At 67.7% G+C, this 15720-nt stretch carries 15 protein-coding genes; 3 read left to right on the top strand and 12 right to left on the bottom strand.

Annotation, left to right across the window (positions count from 1 at the left end):
• Nucleotides 1-20 precede the first annotated feature (20 nt).
• Both trxA and hslV read left to right on the top strand, forming a co-directional pair.
• Entirely contained in the window at nt 21-341 is a 321-nt protein-coding gene (gene trxA, locus E2L08_RS11295) for a thioredoxin (RefSeq protein WP_133397193.1), read from the top strand.
• A 136-nt stretch (nt 342-477) separates the two neighbouring features.
• The gene (hslV, locus tag E2L08_RS11290) at nt 478-1035 is read left to right on the top strand and encodes an ATP-dependent protease subunit HslV (protein ID WP_133397192.1); all 558 of its coding nucleotides are present in this window, start codon (nt 478-480) and stop codon (nt 1033-1035) included.
• 77 nt (nt 1036-1112) lie between these two features.
• Here the strand turns inward: hslV and E2L08_RS11285 are convergent, their stop codons facing one another.
• From E2L08_RS11285 to E2L08_RS11250, 8 genes are all read right to left on the bottom strand, one after another.
• Nucleotides 1113-2924, bottom strand: a complete 1812-nt coding sequence (locus E2L08_RS11285) for a hypothetical protein (protein ID WP_133397191.1) — start codon at nt 2922-2924, stop codon at nt 1113-1115.
• A 150-nt stretch (nt 2925-3074) separates the two neighbouring features.
• Entirely contained in the window at nt 3075-4130 is a 1056-nt protein-coding gene (locus E2L08_RS11280; RefSeq protein ID WP_206077003.1) for a phosphotriesterase family protein, read from the bottom strand.
• Nucleotides 4127-4771 (bottom strand): TenA family protein, encoded by a 645-nt coding sequence (locus E2L08_RS11275; RefSeq protein ID WP_133397190.1) that lies wholly within the window; start codon nt 4769-4771, stop codon nt 4127-4129. The genes E2L08_RS11280 and E2L08_RS11275 overlap by 4 nt, the downstream gene beginning before the upstream one ends.
• A 3-nt stretch (nt 4772-4774) precedes the next feature.
• Nucleotides 4775-5617, bottom strand: coding sequence for a BtpA/SgcQ family protein (locus E2L08_RS11270; RefSeq protein ID WP_133397189.1), 843 nt, complete (start codon nt 5615-5617; stop codon nt 4775-4777).
• Nucleotides 5618-5640: 23 nt separating this feature from the next.
• Entirely contained in the window at nt 5641-6642 is a 1002-nt protein-coding gene (locus E2L08_RS11265) for an ABC transporter permease (protein WP_133397188.1), read from the bottom strand.
• A complete protein-coding gene (locus E2L08_RS11260; protein ID WP_133397187.1) occupies nt 6639-7436 on the bottom strand; it encodes an ATP-binding cassette domain-containing protein in 798 nt (265 codons plus the stop codon). The genes E2L08_RS11265 and E2L08_RS11260 overlap by 4 nt, the downstream gene beginning before the upstream one ends.
• A complete protein-coding gene (locus tag E2L08_RS11255) occupies nt 7436-8368 on the bottom strand; it encodes an ABC transporter substrate-binding protein (protein WP_240758210.1) in 933 nt (310 codons plus the stop codon). The genes E2L08_RS11260 and E2L08_RS11255 overlap by 1 nt, the downstream gene beginning before the upstream one ends.
• Nucleotides 8369-8404: 36 nt before the next feature.
• A complete protein-coding gene (locus E2L08_RS11250; RefSeq protein ID WP_133397185.1) occupies nt 8405-9412 on the bottom strand; it encodes a LacI family DNA-binding transcriptional regulator in 1008 nt (335 codons plus the stop codon).
• Between the two features lie 166 nt (nt 9413-9578).
• Here E2L08_RS11250 and E2L08_RS11245 point away from each other — a divergent pair, with 166 nt between their 5' ends.
• Nucleotides 9579-10457, top strand: a complete 879-nt coding sequence (locus E2L08_RS11245) for a PfkB family carbohydrate kinase (RefSeq protein WP_240758209.1) — start codon at nt 9579-9581, stop codon at nt 10455-10457.
• 4 nt (nt 10458-10461) lie between these two features.
• On the opposite strand, the gene E2L08_RS11240 is transcribed toward E2L08_RS11245, so the two are convergent.
• The 4 genes from E2L08_RS11240 to E2L08_RS11225 form a co-directional block, all read right to left on the bottom strand.
• Nucleotides 10462-11280, bottom strand: a complete 819-nt coding sequence (locus tag E2L08_RS11240) for an inositol monophosphatase family protein (protein ID WP_133397183.1) — start codon at nt 11278-11280, stop codon at nt 10462-10464.
• Nucleotides 11277-12332: an ABC transporter ATP-binding protein gene (locus E2L08_RS11235; protein ID WP_133397182.1), complete on the bottom strand. Its 1056-nt coding sequence runs from the start codon at nt 12330-12332 to the stop codon at nt 11277-11279. Before E2L08_RS11235 ends, E2L08_RS11240 begins: the two co-directional genes overlap by 4 nt.
• Nucleotides 12329-14557 carry an ABC transporter permease gene (locus E2L08_RS11230; protein WP_133397181.1) on the bottom strand — a complete coding sequence of 743 codons (2229 nt, stop codon included), beginning with the start codon at nt 14555-14557 and terminating at the stop codon, nt 12329-12331. The genes E2L08_RS11235 and E2L08_RS11230 overlap by 4 nt, the downstream gene beginning before the upstream one ends.
• Nucleotides 14558-14642: 85 nt before the next feature.
• Complete coding sequence (locus E2L08_RS11225; RefSeq protein WP_133397180.1) at nt 14643-15665, bottom strand: ABC transporter substrate-binding protein; 1023 nt, start codon at nt 15663-15665, stop codon at nt 14643-14645.
• Between the last annotated feature and the right edge of the window lie 55 nt (nt 15666-15720).

Raw genomic sequence — 15720 nt, 5'->3', positions numbered from 1 at the left:
GACGCCAGAAGGAGACGATCATGGCAACCGTCGCCGTAACAGATGCTACGTTCGACCAGGAAGTGAAGCAGTCCGATATCCCCGTCGTGGTGGATTTCTGGGCCGAATGGTGCGGGCCGTGCAAGCAGATCGGCCCCGCGCTCGAGGAACTGTCCGAGGAATATGCGGGCAAGGTGAAGATCGCCAAGCTCAACGTCGACGAGAACCCCGACGCGGTGACGCAGATGGGCATCCGCGGCATCCCCGCGCTGTTCCTGTTCAAGGACGGCGAGGTCGTGTCGAACCGCACCGGCGCCGCGCCCAAGGCCTCGCTCGACAGCTGGATCAAGGACTCGATCTGATCCCGGCCGATCGACCGGAAACGGGCGCCTTCGGGCGCCCTTTTTCGTGTCCGGTCCGGGCGGATCGGCCCGCCGCGCGGTTGGCAAGACCCGCCCGGCCCTCCATATGGCGCGAGAGCTAAGCAGGAGACGCACCATGCCCGAACGAGATTTCCCCGGCTGGCACGGCACCACGATCATCGGCGTCAGGAAGGGCGGCCGCGTGGTCATCGCAGGCGACGGGCAGGTGAGCCAGGGCCAGACCGTGATGAAGGGCACCGCCCGCAAGGTGCGCCGCCTGTCGCCCGGCGGGCAGGACGTGATCGCGGGCTTTGCCGGATCGACCGCCGATGCCTTTGCGCTGCTGGAACGGCTCGAGGCCAAGCTCGAGGCGTCGCCGGGCCAGTTGCAGCGCGCCGCGGTCGAGCTGGCCAAGGACTGGCGGACGGACAAGTACCTGCAAAAGCTCGAGGCGATGCTGATCGTGAGCGACGGCGTTGATCTTTACGTCGTCACCGGCGCGGGCGACGTGCTGGAACCCGAACACGGCATCGCCGCCATCGGATCGGGCGGGAACTATGCACTCGCCGCCGGCCGCGCGCTGATCGACAGCGACATGGACGCCGAGGCCATCGCCCGCCGCGCGATGGAGATCGCCGCCGGCATCTGCGTCTACACCAACGGAAACCTCACCGTCGACAGCCTGCCCGATTGAAGCGGGCCGCCGCTTGGCGCCCGGTGCCCCGCACCGGGGCTACAGGCCGAGCCAGCGCATTCCGTCCGGTGCATGATCTATCTTTCACCCCGGCTCTGCCAAGCCATTTCCCGCTGTATCTCGTTCGAAACGGCGTCGAGGCCGGTCGCGACCGTCTTTCCGTCGATCCAGTCCAACGCTCCGAACATGGCGAGATTGGTCGCTCCACTCGTCAAAATACCGAAAACCGCGTCGGTTTCGGCGTCGTAAATCGCAATCAGCCGCAATTCCTTACAGCCGGCCGACCCGCAGGCCGCACCGATATACGTGCTCCCCGCTTGCCGGTTTTCCGGCAAGAACGTGGCTTCAGTGAACTGTTCCTGCAGGAACTCGGTCAAGAGAACACCTTCGGAACTCTCTCCGATTGCTACGCGAACCGAGTCTGCCGCGAGTATGTCGAACAGGTTGCCGCCGGCGATGCGACCGAATGGTTCGGCCGTCCGACGGGCAGCATCCAGCCTTGCGGCCCGCTGCCGTTCCTCTCGAGCCTTGGCTTCCTTACGCGCAAGGGCATCGCGGGCCTCTTCGGCGGCTCGACGCTCGGCCGCTTCGCGCGCTTCGATCGCCTTCCAGTCGTCCTCGGCCATCCACGGAATATCCGCCGCGTCACCGGACACGAGCGATACGTCCAGCGGCTCGCCCATGTCTTTCGATCCGGGGAAATAACGGAACGTGCCCGGCGCGCCCGAGTCCGGCGTGATCGTTGCGAGAATGATCCCGCCTTGCCAGGTCACGTCGACCTTTGCGGTTTCGGCACAGGTGCCGAACGGTGGAGTCATCTGCCCATGATCCGGCCCCGTTACCCAGAGCCAGCGATAAGCCTCGACGCAGTTCTCCGGCAAATCCGGCCCGCCGAACCGGATCAGCGCATAGCCTTTTGTCACGGCGACGATCGTTGCGTGATCGGGCCGGAAGACAGGGACGAGAACACGCCCGCCGATCCGCGGAGATCCGTCTTTGAAATCGACACGAACCGCGTCTGGGCGTTCCCATGCGTCGAAGTCGACCGGTTGTATGATCTGCGTGGACCCGTCACGAGGATAGATCACCGCGGGGCCGTCGTCGTACGCGCTGGCGTGGCCGGCGGGCTCGTCCGGTATCGCGGGCGGGCTGAAGCGCCCCTTAGCGAGATAGAGGACATGCCCCTCGAACCGGTCGCCATCGCGCTTTAGCAACTGCAATCTTCCGTCCGAGATTTGCAGATCAAGGCATTCCCCATGGATACACATATGCCGCGCGCCGTATTCGGCGCTCTCAGTGTTGCGCGGGCCGGTGTCGTTCAATATTGCACCGGTCCCGTCCGGGCGTATCTCGACCCCGTAGATGCCTTGCCCCGGCAGGTCTATGTAGGCCCGCCCCGGAAACGATTCGCGCAGATCGCCCGTGAAAGACGCGGGATCGTGGCTGTATCGGCCCGGCCAGGCCGCGAAGATGCGCGAAGAGCCGTGCGGATCCTCCTGGTAGGGGTGCCATTGCCCGTCAGACTGCGGATAAACGGTGGACCAGCCACTCCCGATGCCATAGGCGCTGCCGCGCTTGCAGGTCTCTTCGCCGCTGTCATCGAAAGCAAAACACAGAACGTTCCGGTCCGCTGCGCGCCAGGTCGCCTCGGCCGTACCGCCGCTAGCATATGTGAACTGCGCGCGCCCGTCGGGTCCGAGGTAAACCGACCAGACCGCATGGCTTTCGACGGTCGCGCCGAAAACGGTGTGCCCGGCAAGCCCAGCGAGATCGGGAAGCGGTTGGGCCTGGGCGACCGGCGCGATCAAAACGCCGACGAGCGACGCGGCAAGGCCGCGAAGCGACGGCAGATGCCCGGAAAGGCGGTATGCGAGGGCGGCAAGATGCACGGCTGCGCGTCCATGGGATCCGAAAATAGACAAGAGGGCGAGTTTCCTTGAGGTAGATTGCGTGCCGCGTCTCTATTCACGATTGTCCCGACCTGCGCAAACCGCCCCGCGCCCTCCCGGGTCAGGGCGTCCCTTCTCACGGGCGCTTTCTCAGCCCACCACGCGGCGGGACAGGGCGCGGCGTGGGTTGTCCTGCATCAGCATCCTGAGGTCGGCGGGGCCGAGGCCGAGCCTTGCGAGGCGGGGAAGGACGTGGCGCGAGACGTGGGCGTAGCCGTTGCCGCCATGCCGGGTGAGCATCATCTTGATGAACACATCCTGCGACAGCAGGATACGGTCGCCGAACCCGTCGGCGACAAGCGCCGCGATGGCCGCGCAGGTCTGTGCGTCCGAGGGGCATTGCACCTGCTGGTCGGCATACCAGAAATCCATTCCCATCATGTCGTATTCGAGAAACGCACCGCGCCGCGCCAGCGTTCTCTGGTAGAGCGGATCGTCGAAGCTGGGGTTCATGTGGCACAGGATGACGCGGTCGGCCGGCTGGCCCTCGGCCTCGATCGTGTCGAGCACCTCGTGGGCCAGACGCTCCCACCCCGGCAGGTGCACCATCAGCGGCAGGCCGGTGCGCCGGGCGGCGCGGGCGGCGCCGCGCAGCACCTTGCGCTCGGCCGGGGTGAAATCGGCCGAGACGCCGATCTCGCCGATCAGGCCAATGCGGATCCCGGTGCCATCGACGCCCTCATGCGCCTCGGTCTCGATCTCGGCGGCGATGGCGTCCTCGTCCATGCCCGCCAGGGGGGCGGGGTGCGACGCCTCGAGGTAATAGCCCGCCCCCATGACGATATGCAGGCCGGTCTGCTCGGCGATCCGGCGCAGCGCCTCGGGGTTGCGCCCGATCCCGCGACAGGTCGGGTCGACCACCGTGCGCCCGCCTTCGGCCGCAAAGAGCCCAAGCTCGGCCACGGCGGCCGCCTCGTCGCTCAGCGCGCAGTTGTCGAGATTGGCGAAAGGATCCTGCCGCAGCATCCACAGCATGTCGGGCGACACCGGCACGTCGCGGATGGGCGAGGTGAATCCCGGCTCGTGCCCGCGCCACCAGCAGCGGCAATCGTTGAGGATATGCTCGTGCATCAGCACCTGGCCCAGGTCGTCCAGCGGAACCGGGCCGCGCACGGTCATCACGTCGTCATGGAACCAGGTCGTCATGCGGAAACCTCGTCGCAGGGTGCATAGGGCGCGTGGTGGAACGCGATCTCGAGCTCGGTCACTTCGACAAAGATCGCGGCAAGGCGCGCCGTGTCGGCCGGGTCGGCATGGGTGTCGATGGCGGATTTGAGCCATTCGGCCTGCGCGACGAAGGTATCGTCGACATGCAGCCCGACCCAGGCGCGCAGGTCCGGGTCGCTTATCGGGCCGGCATGGGCGCGCCGGCTCCAGGCCAGGTACATCCATTCGGCGGCGAACATCGCGGTCACGATATCGACAAAGCTGCCCCGTTCGGCGATCTCGAGCATCCGTTTGTCAAAGGCGCGCGCCTGCGGGGGCAGGGGGGTGTCGGGCGCGATTCCCAGTTGGGCGAACCGGTCCTCAAAATAGGGGATCTGGCTTTCGGCCAGCGCCGATTGCACCCCGATCAGCCAGCGCCGCGCGGCCATGTCGGGGGCGCGGGCCGTGGCATAGGCGAATATCGAGATGGCCGTTTCCACGAACGCGCCCTCATAGGCGAGATAGCGGTGGAACACGTCGCGCGGCAGCCGGTCGGCGCAGATATCCTCGACAAAACGGTGGGCGAGCATCCGGTCGAGCACGGGGGCGGCGCGCGCGAGTATGTCGTCCGAAATCGCCATCGCTCAACCCTCGGTGGCGGGGCGGGCGGCCTCGGTGAACGCGCGCACCCGCGCCGGATCGACCGGGTTCCACCAGACGCCGCCCTCTTTCAGCGAGGACGCGACGATGACCGCATCCGCGATCCCGAGGATGTCGACCACGTTCGCGGCCGTCACCCCCGAGCCGACCAGAACGGGCAGGTCGGTCGCCCGCGCGACCTCGCCGATCTCGTCCAGCGTGGCCGAATCGCCCGTGCGCTGGCCGGTGGCGATGACGGCGTCGGCGTCGAAAAAGGCCAGGTCGCGCGTGAGTTCCGTCACCGAGCGGTCGGCGGTGATCGCGTGGCTGCCGTGTTTCACATGGGCGTCCGCGAATATGCGGATATCCTCGGCGCGCAGGGCCGCGCGATAGCGCATCGCCTCGGCCGCGCGGCCCTCCATGAAGCCTTCGTTCGCGACATAGGCGTTGGCCCATTGGTTGACGCGGATGAACTCGGCCCCCGCCGCTCGGGCAGCGGCCAGCGCCGGGATCGGGGCGTTGGCCAGCACGTTGATGCCCAGCGGCACGTCGAAGCGTTGCTTGATGCGGTCGGCCACCACGGCGAGAAATCCGGTCGTTTCGGGGCCGATATCCTCGGGCTTGGAGAACGGGATGTCGCCGTGGTTCTCGACGACGAGCCCGTGGATTCCATTGGTCAGCAGCGCCTCGGCATCGCGCAGGCAGGCATCGAGGATCATCGCCATGCTGTCGCCGCGATAGCGGGGCGCGCCCGGAAAGGGCGGGCAGTGGATCATGCCGATCAGCGCCTTGGGCCGATGAAAGATCGAGCGGATCGCCGAGGCGTCCTTGCTTGAGATGGGTTGCATTGTCTTGCCTTTGGCCGCTCGGCTCAGCTCTTGCGGCGGAACGAGAAGTTTGCGGTGAAGATCCGGGTGTTGAGCCAGATCGCGATGAGGATGATCGCGCCGGTGACGATCTGCGTGAAGAATGGCGAGATATGCATCAGGATCAGCCCGTTGCCGATCACGGCGATGGTCAGCGCGCCCAGCACCGTGCCCAGAAGCGACCCGCGCCCGCCGAAAAGCGATGTGCCGCCCAGCACCACGGCTGCGATCACCTGAAGCTCGAAGCCGACGGCGGCGTTCGACGACCCCGATCCCAGCCGCGCGGCGATCAGCAGCCCCGCGATGGCCGAGGCGATGCCGGTCAGCATGTAGACCGACGCGATGGTGCCGCGCGCGGGCATGCCGACGCGCCGCGCCGCCTCGGGGTTCGAGCCGACGGCGATGACGCGGCGGCCGTAGATCTGGCGCGACAGGACGAACCCGCCGATCCCCGCGATCACCAGCGCGACGATGGCCGGCACCGGGATCCCGACGATGGTGCCGCGACCGAGGTAGAAGAATCCGGGCACGTCCACGATCGGGATCGAATAGCCCTTGGTCATGTAAAGCGCCGTTCCGCGCAGGATCGACAGCCCCGCCAGCGTCACGATGAAGGCCGGGATGCCCTGGTAGGCGACGAACCAGCCCTGGGCGAGCCCGATCATCGCGCCGAGCGCGAGCATGGCCAGCACCACCAGCGGCCACGGAATCCCCATCGCCAGCGTCAGCGCCGCGGCCGCGTTGATCAGCGCGACCTGGCTGCCCACCGACAGGTCGATCCCGGCGGTCAGGATGACGAATGTCATGGCGGTGGCCACGATCAGGATGGGCGCGGCCTGGCGCAGGATGTTGAGCAGGTTGCCCGAGGTCAGGAAAACCTCGGTGCTGAGCGAGAAAAAGATCACGCACAGCGCGAAAAAGGCCGCGATGGACAGGGTCTGCGCATGCTCGGTCAGGAAATCGGCGATGGGCGAGCCTTGCCCGCGTTCGGTATATGCGACGCTCAAATCTCTTCTCCCTTGCCGACGATCAGCTTGACGAGATCCTCGAGGCTGGTGGTGCCGATATCGCGTTCCGCCACCTTGGTGCCCTCGTACATCACGGCGATCTTGTCGCAGACCTCGAACAGGTCCTGCAGGCGGTGCGTGATGAGGATGACCGAAACGCCGCGCGCCTTGACCCGATTGATGAGCCGCAGCACCGCCTCGACCTCGGCGACGGCCAGCGCCGATGTGGGCTCGTCCATGATGAGGACGCGCGGCTCGAACGAGGCTGCGCGGGCGATGGCGATGGCCTGCCGCTGTCCGCCCGAAAGCTGCGCGACCTTGGCGCCGAGCTTGGGGATGCGGATATCGAGATCGTCCAGCATCTCGCGGGCGCGCTCGCGCATCTTGCCGTTGTTGAGAAAGCTCCACCGCGTTTCCTCGCGGCCGAGGAACAGGTTGCCCATGACGTCGATGTGGTCGCACAGGCTGAGATCCTGGAACACCATCTCGATATGGCGGGCGCGGGCATCCGAGGGGTTGGTGAACCGCACCTGTTCACCGTCGATCGCGATGGTGCCGCCATCGGGAATGTAGGTGCCCGATATGATCTTGGTCAGCGTCGACTTGCCGGCGGCATTGTCGCCGATCAGGCCCACGCATTCGCCGGGGGCCACGTCGAGATCGACCCCGCGCAGCGCCTCGATCGAGCCGAAATTCTTGCGGATACCGCGCAGCGAGATCCGCGGCGGCACGGCGTTGCCGGAGGGCGCAAGGCCCTCCGGCGCCGACCCGGTCCTGAGATCGGGTGCAGCCATTACTCGAACATGCCCCGGAACTCGTCCACGTTCTCGCTCGTGACGATGGTGACGGGAACGGCGATCTGCGCGTCGATCTCGCCGCCCTCGGCCAGCGTGTTGAGCGCGCGGATGGCCTCGGCCCCCATCTGGGACGGATCCTGCTGGATCACCGCGGCGACAAAGCCCGCGTCGATCCCGGCGATGGCCTGCGCGGTCAGATCCCAGCCGAACACCTTGATGCTGTCCTGCTTGCCCTGGCTTTCGACGGCCGCGACCGCTCCCAGCAGCGCCGGCTCGCCGGTGGCATAGATCGCGTCGAGATCGGGGTTCGCGGTGATGAGGTTCTCGGCCGCCGAAAGGGCGGTATCCTGCACGTTCTGCCCGTCGACCACGGTTGCCATTTCGACGCCATCGGCGCCCGAAACCGTGTCGACGAAACCCGCCTGGCGCACGTTCTGGATCGCCGAGTTCAGCGCGCCGACGACGCCGATCTTGGCCTCGCCATCCATGTTGGACGCCATGTAGTCGAGAAAGAACTCGCCCATCATCGCGCCTGCCTCGGCATTGTCGACGCCGACCTGCGAGGAGTGCGGACCATCGGGCAGGACCGCGTCGATGGCGACGACGGGGATGCCGGCCTCGACGGCCTGCTGGACCGCGGGCATGATCCCGTTCACGTCGATGGCGACAACGGCGATGCCGTCAACGCCCTGCTGGATATAGGTTTCGACCGCGCTGTTCTGCTCGGCGGGGTCGTTGTTGGCGTTGAAGATCACCAGCTCGTCGCCCAGCTCGTCGGCCGCGGCCTGCGCGCCTTCGTTCATCTGGTTGAAGAACAGCGCCTGCTGGTTGATCTGCACCAGCGCAAAGGTCTCGGCCAGCGCGGCGGTGCCGGTCAGCCCGGCCATCGCGGTTGCGGCCAGAAGGGTCTTTCCAAGGGTCGTTTTCATTCTCTTTCTCTCCATGTTGAGGGTCTGTTGCTCTTGTTATTGGCCGATGAACCGGACCGAGCCGCGCTCGGTCAGAGTCACCGGCAGGAGTTCCGTCGTCGTGCCGAAGGCGCTGTCGTCCCAGTCGCCTTTGAGCAGGATCTCGACCGCGCGCCGGCCGATGGTCTCGACCGGCTGGGCGACCGCGGTGATCGCGGGCGTCATCAGGTGCAGCGACCGCACGTCGTCGAAGCTGACGATCGAGATCTCGTCGGGGATGCGGATGTCGCGCGCGCGAAACACTTCGAGCACGCCGATGGTCAGCTCGTCCGAGCCGACGAAGATCGCGGTTTCGTCCTGCCGTTCATCCAGGAACCGCCGCGCAAGGTCGCGCCCCGAGGCTGTGGCGTGGTCGTCGCCATAGCTGCGGACCGGCGCGATGCCCATCATGCCGCGGCTGAGCCCGTTCAGGCGCGCGCCGGTGCTCAGCAGATCGGCACGCCCGCCGATATAGGCGATGCGGCGATGCCCGTTGCGATAAAGAAGATCCCCGGCGAGGAACCCGCCCATCTCGTTGTCGCAGAGCAGGCGGGGCATACGCGCGCCGCGCACGTCCTCGTCCACGAGCACCGCGCGCGAGAAACGGTTGATGCGCTGGGCGACCTCGGGCGGGGGCATGTGGTTGGTCATGAAGACCAGACCGTCGACGAGGTTCGTCGCCGCGATCTCGAGCGCGGCAAGCTCGCGATCCGAGCGGTTCATCGTCGCCTGCAGCGTCATCATCTTGCCGTGCTGCGCGGCATGCGACTCCATCGCGGCGGCCAGCCGGGCGAAGAACGGGTTGGCGATATCGGGAATGACCAGCGCGATGGTGTCGGAACGCCCGAGGCTCAGCCGCCGGGCATGGGGGTTGGGATGATAGTCGAGATCGCGGACGGCGCGTTCGATCCGGGTGCGGGTCGTTTCTGGCAGGTCGAGCGAGCCGTTGAGGAATCGCGACACCGTCGCAGCCGATACCTCGGCGCGTCGGGCCACATCCTTGAGGCTGTGCCGTGCCTTCGCCAACCTGTTCCCTCCCCGAACCGATAAACTGCTTTAGTAAACCGTTTTACGCTTGTCGGGCGGCCATCTGTCAACAATAATCTGTCGCAAGCTGGCGCGCTGCGGGATTTTTCCGTCGCGCCGGTCCGAAGAATGGCACGGGACGGGGGCCGGACGGATGCGCGTTTTCGTGATTGGCAACGTCGCCATGGACGAGACCTTTGCGGTCGACCGTCTGCCGGTCGAGGGCGAATCGGTTCTGGGCTCGCGACGGTCGAGCGATCTGGGCGGCAAGGGCGCGAACCAGGCCATCATGATGGCGCGGGCGGGCATGGACGTCACGTTTGTCGCGGGGATCGGCGACGACCTTGCGGCCGACCGGATGCGCCGCCGCCTGACGGCCGAGCCGTTGCGGGCCGAGCTCGTCACCCTGCCCGGCGTCGCCTCGGACCTGTCCATTGTCGTCACCGATGCCGCGGGCGGGAACACGATCCTGACCACCGTGGATTGCAGCCGGAGCCTGACACTCGACCATCTGGGCCGCGCGCTTGCCCCGGCGACAAAAGGCGACATGCTGGTGCTTCAGGGCAACCTGACCGCCGGGCTGACCGGCGCGCTGATCGACCTCGCATGGGCGCGGGGGATGCGGTCGGTGCTGAACCCGTCGCCCGCCGATCCCGCGCAGGGCGGTTTGCTGGGGCGCGTCGACCTGGTGTTTCTCAACGATGGCGAGGCCGAGTATTTCACCGCGATGCGCGGGGTGGCCGCCGTGCGGGACTTGCTGGCGCGCGGGACCGGGCAGGTGGTGCTGACGCTCGGCGCGGCCGGGGCGCTCTTGGGCGATGCCGCGGGGATCGTGCCGGTGCCCGCCACCCGCGCAGAGCTGGTCGACCCGACCGGCGCGGGCGACACGTTCCAGGCCATCGCGCTGGCCCATGCGGGCGCCCGCCGGTTGTCCCCCGCGGACCTCGCCTGTGCGGCGCGGGCCGCGGCGGTGACGGTGTCGCGGGTGGGCACGGTCGCGGCCATGCCCACCCCGGACGAGGCCGCGCGGCTGCTCGCGGGTTAGGCCGCTACCACGGCCCCCATGTTTCGCTGTCGGTCAGGCGGGTCAGGTCGCGAACCTGCTCGTAGCTTTGCGGCGCGGCGCCCAGCACCGGGGCGGGGCGCAGCATCGCCTCGCCCTGCGGAAAGGACAGGACGCGGCCGCCCGCCTCCTGGATCAGGCAATAGGCTGCCATGCAGTCCCATGCGCTCATCCGCGGCTCGACATAACCGACGAGCCGCCCGGCCGCGACCCAGGCCAGCATCAGCGCGCCCGAACCGTAGCGGGTCCAGCTCGATCCCGCCGCCATGAGGGCGGCCAGCATCTCGCCCACGCGCTCGGACGACACGCGGTCATTCGCGCCCACGCCAAGCAGCCCGGTGGTCAGGTCGAGCCGGTCGGTCACGCGGATCGGCGCCCCGTTCAGCCGGGCGCCCTGTCCCCGCGCGGCAACAAAGGTCTCGCCCAGAACGGGGGCATGGATCACGCCGATTACCGGCCCCTGCGCGTCGCAGGCCCCGATCGACACGCACCATCCGGGCAGACCGGCCAGGAACGGCGCGGTGCCGTCGATGGGGTCGATCACCCAGGTCAGCCCCGTGGTGCCGGAGGCGAGCCCGTGTTCCTCGCCCAGTTGGGCATCGTCGGGGAAACCCAGCGTCAGCGCCTCGCGGATCAGGGTCTCGACCTCCTGATCGGCCTCGCTGACCATGTCCTGAAGCGTGCGTTTGGCCGTGATGTGCAGCGTGTCGCGCCGGTTGAAATAGTCGTGGGCCAGGGCCCCGGCGCGCAGCGCCACGTCCTCGGCCAAGGCCGCGCGGGCCGCGATATCCAGTTCCCCGCTCATGCGATCAACGCCAATCCGCGGGCCCGGAACGCAAGCGCGACATCGCTGCCCTGCCCAAAGGCGTTGTCGTCCTCGGGGGCGACGACGAACAATGTCCCCAGATCGGTTTCGACCTCGTATTCCATGTGATCTCCGAGATAGGCAGCGGACAGGATCCGGCCGGTAAGGGGCCCCGGTCCGGGGGTCAGGCGAATGGCATTGGCCCGCGCGGCCAGCTTGGCCGGGCCGGGGGCCGCATCGCGGGCGGGCAGGGTCAGCGTGGCGCCGCCCACCCGGACCGAGGCATCGCCGCCCTCGATCGACAGTACCTCGCAGGGCAGGACGTTCGCCTCGCCGATGAAATCCGCGATGAACTCGGAGGCGGGTGCCTCGTAAAGCTCGCGCGGGCTGCCCTGCTGGGCGATGCGCCCCTCGCGCATGACCACGATGCGGTCGGACACGGCCAGCGCCTCTTCCTGGTCGTGGGTCACGTAGACGGCGGTAAAGCCCAGCCGCTGTTGCAGGTCGCGGATTTCGGTGCGGACGCGGCGGCGCAACCGCGCGTCGAGGTTCGACAACGGCTCGTCCAGCAGCAGAACCTGCGGCTCGAGGACGAGCGCGCGCGCGACGGCGACACGCTGCTGCTGGCCACCCGACAGTTCCGAGGGCAGGCGGTCGGCCATCCCGGTCAGGCCGACAAGGTTGAGCCCCTCGATGGCGGCGGCCCGCGCCTCGCGGGGTTTCATGCCGCCCGATTCCAGACCGTAGGCCACGTTGCGCGCGACGCTCATATGCGGAAACAGCGCGTAGGACTGGAACACCATCGACACGTCGCGCCGGTTGGCGGGCAGGCGCGTGACCTCGGTGCCGCCGATGGCGATCTCACCCGAGGTCGGGGTTTCCAGCCCCGCCAGCATCCTGAGCGTCGTGGTCTTGCCGCAGCCCGAGGGGCCGAGCAGCGTGACCAGCTCGCCCGGCTCGATCTCGAGATCGAGGCCCGGAATGGCCGTGAACGATCCGAATGTCTTGACGACGCCCCGAAAGGACACCGCGCCGCGTCTGGCGTCGGTCATGCCGGCACCTCCTGTGTTCTGCGCGTCGCCGCCCGGCGCGCGCCCCGCGTTCCGGCGCCGCCGGTCTCGCCCCGGCGCAGGCGGCGCTCGCCCACGAGAAGCTGAAAGACCCCGATCACCCCGAGCATCACCACGATGAGCACCGACGAATAGGCGATGGCGACGCCGTATTCGCCGTTCTCGACCAGCCCCACGATATAGGCGGTGGCCATGTTGTATTTCGCGCTGACCAGAAAGATCACCGCCGAGATCGACGTGATCGCACGCACGAAGGAATAGACCAGCGCGGCGAGGATCGCGGGCCGCAGCAGCGGCAGGATCACGCGGAACAGCGTCCGCGGGCTGGATGCGCCCAGCGTCAGCGACGCCTCGTCGAGCGACTTGTCGAGCTGCGACATCGCGGCCACCCCGCCGCGCACGCCGACCGGCATGTTGCGGAAGACAAAGCAGAAGATCAGGATCAGCGCCGTGCCGGTCATCTGGATCGGCGGCAGGTTGAATGCCGCGATATAGCTGATGCCGATGACCGTTCCGGGGATCGCGAAACTCAGCATCAGGGCGAACTCGAACACCGTGCGGCCGGGGAAGTTCTGGCGCACGATGAGCCACGCGGTCAGCAGCCCGACGGCGGCGGTCAGCGGCGCGGCGAGCAGCGCGATCTGCATCGTCGTCCAGAAGCTGTTCCAGGCCACGCCGGTCCAGGCCAGCCCGCCCGCGAAAGACACCGAAAAGGCGCGGGCGTAGTGGTCGAATGTCAGCGAATGGTCGAGCCCCCAGGTCTGCACGAAGCCGCCGAACATGATCATGCCATAGACGAAGATCGTGAAGACCGACCATGCCGCGACGATGGCGATCACCGGCACCGCGACCCGCGTCGGCAGTTTCGCATGCCGCCCGCCATCGCCCTTGCCTGACAGGGTGGCGAAGTTGCGCCGCCCCAGCCAGAGCCGCTGCGCGAGAAACGCCGACAGGGTAAAGCCCAGCAGAACCGTGGCCAGCACCGCGGCCCGCGCCGGATCGTGCTGGGCGCCGACGACGGCAAAGAAGATCTCGGTCGAGAGCACGCCCCCCGATCCGCCCAGCACGAGCGGATTGCCGAAATCGGCCATGGATTCGATGAAGCCGATGAGAAACGCGTTCGCCAGCCCCGGCGCCATCAGCGGCAGCGACACCTCGCGAAAGGTCCGCCAGCGTCCGGCGCGCATGGTCTGGCTCGCCTCCTCCATCGAGGGGCTGACGCCTTCGACGACCCCGATCAGGATCAGGAACGCGATGGGCGTGAAGCTCAGCATCTGGGCGATCCAGATTCCCGTCAGCCCGTAGAGCCAGCGCCCCAGCTCGATCCCGGTCACGTCCTGGATGAACTCGGTGACAAAGCCGGCACGCCCGAACATCAGGATCAGCGACAGCCCGATGACGAAGGGCGGCGTGATGATGGGCAGGACGGTCAGCAGCCGCAGCCCCTTCTTGAAGGGCATCGCCGTTCGCGTGGCCACCAGCGCAAAGGCAAGGCCCAGCGCGGTGGTGCCCGTCGCGGTGCAGAGTGCCAGCAGCAGCGTCCGCCACGCGACCCCGCAGCCCCCCGTGCCGTTGAGGCAGCGCAGGCTCCAGATCTGCGGATCGGCGATGTTGTTGCGCACGCCCTCGGTGGTGAAGGCGCCGCGAAAGTCTTGGAACGCGCCGGCGAACATTGAGGCCAGCGGATAGAGGACGAACACCGTGACCAGCAGCACCAGCAGCGTGATCGCGCCCAGAACGAAGGCATCGCCCTTGAGCGCGCCCCGCTCGGCCAGTCCGAAGGCGATCAGCCCCGCAAAGCAGAGCCCGACGCCCACCGCCCCGGCGCCGAAGGCCGGTTGCCCCTCGACCGGCGAGAACAGCACCAGCCAGCCCGACCAGTTCCAGCCCCGCAACCCGATCGACAGCCCCTCGAGCGTCATCCACGCCAGGCCCAGCGCGCCGATCAGGGCCAGCAACCCGCCGCGTTCGCGCCCCGCGGGCCGCAGGAGACGCAGCGCCAGCGCGCCCAGCAACAGTAGCGGCACCGGCAAGAGCCACCAGCGCGTGATCTGCGCGATGCCCGGCCACAGCCGCGCATCCCCGGCCCAGTCCGCGACCCAGTCGAAGCCGTAGAACCCGCTGCGGATGTGATACCACGGGAGCAGGGCGAAAAAGACGAGGGCCGCGACCAGAAGTAGGTCGAGCCGCCTGTTGTCACGGGTCATGTGTCAGGGCCTTTCGGAAAAGACGCGGCGGAACGCGCCGCCGCGGCAGGCGCGGCCCGGCACGACGGCCGGACCGCGCACGCGCTCAGTTGCCGACGCCGCCGACCTCGGCATCCCAGCGCGACAAGAGCTCCGAACGGCGCTCGGTGCTGCCGTACTCGGCAAAGTCGTAGTCGATCAGCTTGACCTCGCTCAGGTCGGGCGCGGCCTCGGGGGCCTTGGCGTTCTTGTTGGACGGGATCTGGTAGGATCCGGCCTCGGGCATCATCGACTGGATCTCGGCCCCGAGCACCCAGTCATAGAACGTCTTGGCCGCCTCTTCGTTCTGGGCGCCCGCGATCATCGACATCGATCCGATCTCGTAGCCGGTCCCCTCGCAGGGGGCGACGACCTCGACCGGAAAGCCCTCTTCGGCCTGGGCCACCGCGTCGTGCATGAACACGATGCCGACGCCCGTCTCGCCGCGCGCCGCCGCCTTGACAGGGGCCGAGCCCGACTTTGTGTACTGGCTCACATTGGCGTCGAGTTTCTTCTGGAAGTCGAAGGCCTCGTCCTCGCCCATGAGCTGAACCAGCGTGGCGAGCGCGGTATAGGCCGTGCCCGACGAGTTCGGATCGGCGATCTGGATCTCGCCCTCGAGCGCGGGGTCGAGCAGGTCGGCCCAGCATTTCGGCGGCTCGATGCCCTTTTCCGACAGGATCTCGGTGTTGTAGCCCCATCCCAGCGCGCCGGAATAGACGCCGATGGTGCGATAGCCCGAGGTCTCGGCCTGCTCCAGCGCCCAGGGCTGAAGCTCTTCCATCATGGGCGAGCGGTATTCCATCGTCAGGTCGTCGGCGGCCGCCTGAAGGTGCGGATCGCCGGTGCCGCCCCACCACAGGTCGGTCTGCGGGTTGCGGGCCTCGGCGCGGACCTTGGCATAGGCCTCGCCCGAGGACAGGCGCACCATGTTCACGTCGATATCGTGATCGGCCTCGAACTCGGACACGAGCCGTTCGCAGATGGCCTGGTCGGCCGAGCAGATCAGGTTCAGCTCCTGCGCGGCGGCGGCGCCGGCGGTGGCGGCCAAGGCCGAGCTGCCCAGCAGCAAGACGAGCGTTCTGTTCATGGTATCCTCCCTGGTGGCGCAATCGCAACGTTGCACACATGTGCAACAGGGTTCC

The organism is Palleronia sediminis (assembly GCF_004358695.1).
In the GTDB taxonomy this organism is placed as follows: Bacteria; Pseudomonadota; Alphaproteobacteria; order Rhodobacterales; family Rhodobacteraceae; genus Palleronia; species Palleronia sediminis.
The sequence above is the reverse complement of the archived record's forward strand: the minus strand, read 5'-3'. Positions and strand labels throughout refer to the sequence as shown.

Coding starts and splice junctions, on each gene's coding strand:
- E2L08_RS11240 (WP_133397183.1), bottom strand. CDS start 11,280: ATGAGCGGGGAACTGGATATCGCGGCCCGCGCGGCCTTGGCCGAGGAC.
- hslV (WP_133397192.1), top strand. CDS start 478: ATGCCCGAACGAGATTTCCCCGGCTGGCACGGCACCACGATCATCGGC.
- trxA (WP_133397193.1), top strand. CDS start 21: ATGGCAACCGTCGCCGTAACAGATGCTACGTTCGACCAGGAAGTGAAG.
- E2L08_RS11275 (WP_133397190.1), bottom strand. CDS start 4,771: ATGGCGATTTCGGACGACATACTCGCGCGCGCCGCCCCCGTGCTCGAC.
- E2L08_RS11270 (WP_133397189.1), bottom strand. CDS start 5,617: ATGCAACCCATCTCAAGCAAGGACGCCTCGGCGATCCGCTCGATCTTT.
- E2L08_RS11230 (WP_133397181.1), bottom strand. CDS start 14,557: ATGACCCGTGACAACAGGCGGCTCGACCTACTTCTGGTCGCGGCCCTC.
- E2L08_RS11280 (WP_206077003.1), bottom strand. CDS start 4,130: ATGACGACCTGGTTCCATGACGACGTGATGACCGTGCGCGGCCCGGTT.
- E2L08_RS11260 (WP_133397187.1), bottom strand. CDS start 7,436: ATGGCTGCACCCGATCTCAGGACCGGGTCGGCGCCGGAGGGCCTTGCG.
- E2L08_RS11255 (WP_240758210.1), bottom strand. CDS start 8,368: ATGAAAACGACCCTTGGAAAGACCCTTCTGGCCGCAACCGCGATGGCC.
- E2L08_RS11235 (WP_133397182.1), bottom strand. CDS start 12,332: ATGACCGACGCCAGACGCGGCGCGGTGTCCTTTCGGGGCGTCGTCAAG.
- E2L08_RS11225 (WP_133397180.1), bottom strand. CDS start 15,665: ATGAACAGAACGCTCGTCTTGCTGCTGGGCAGCTCGGCCTTGGCCGCC.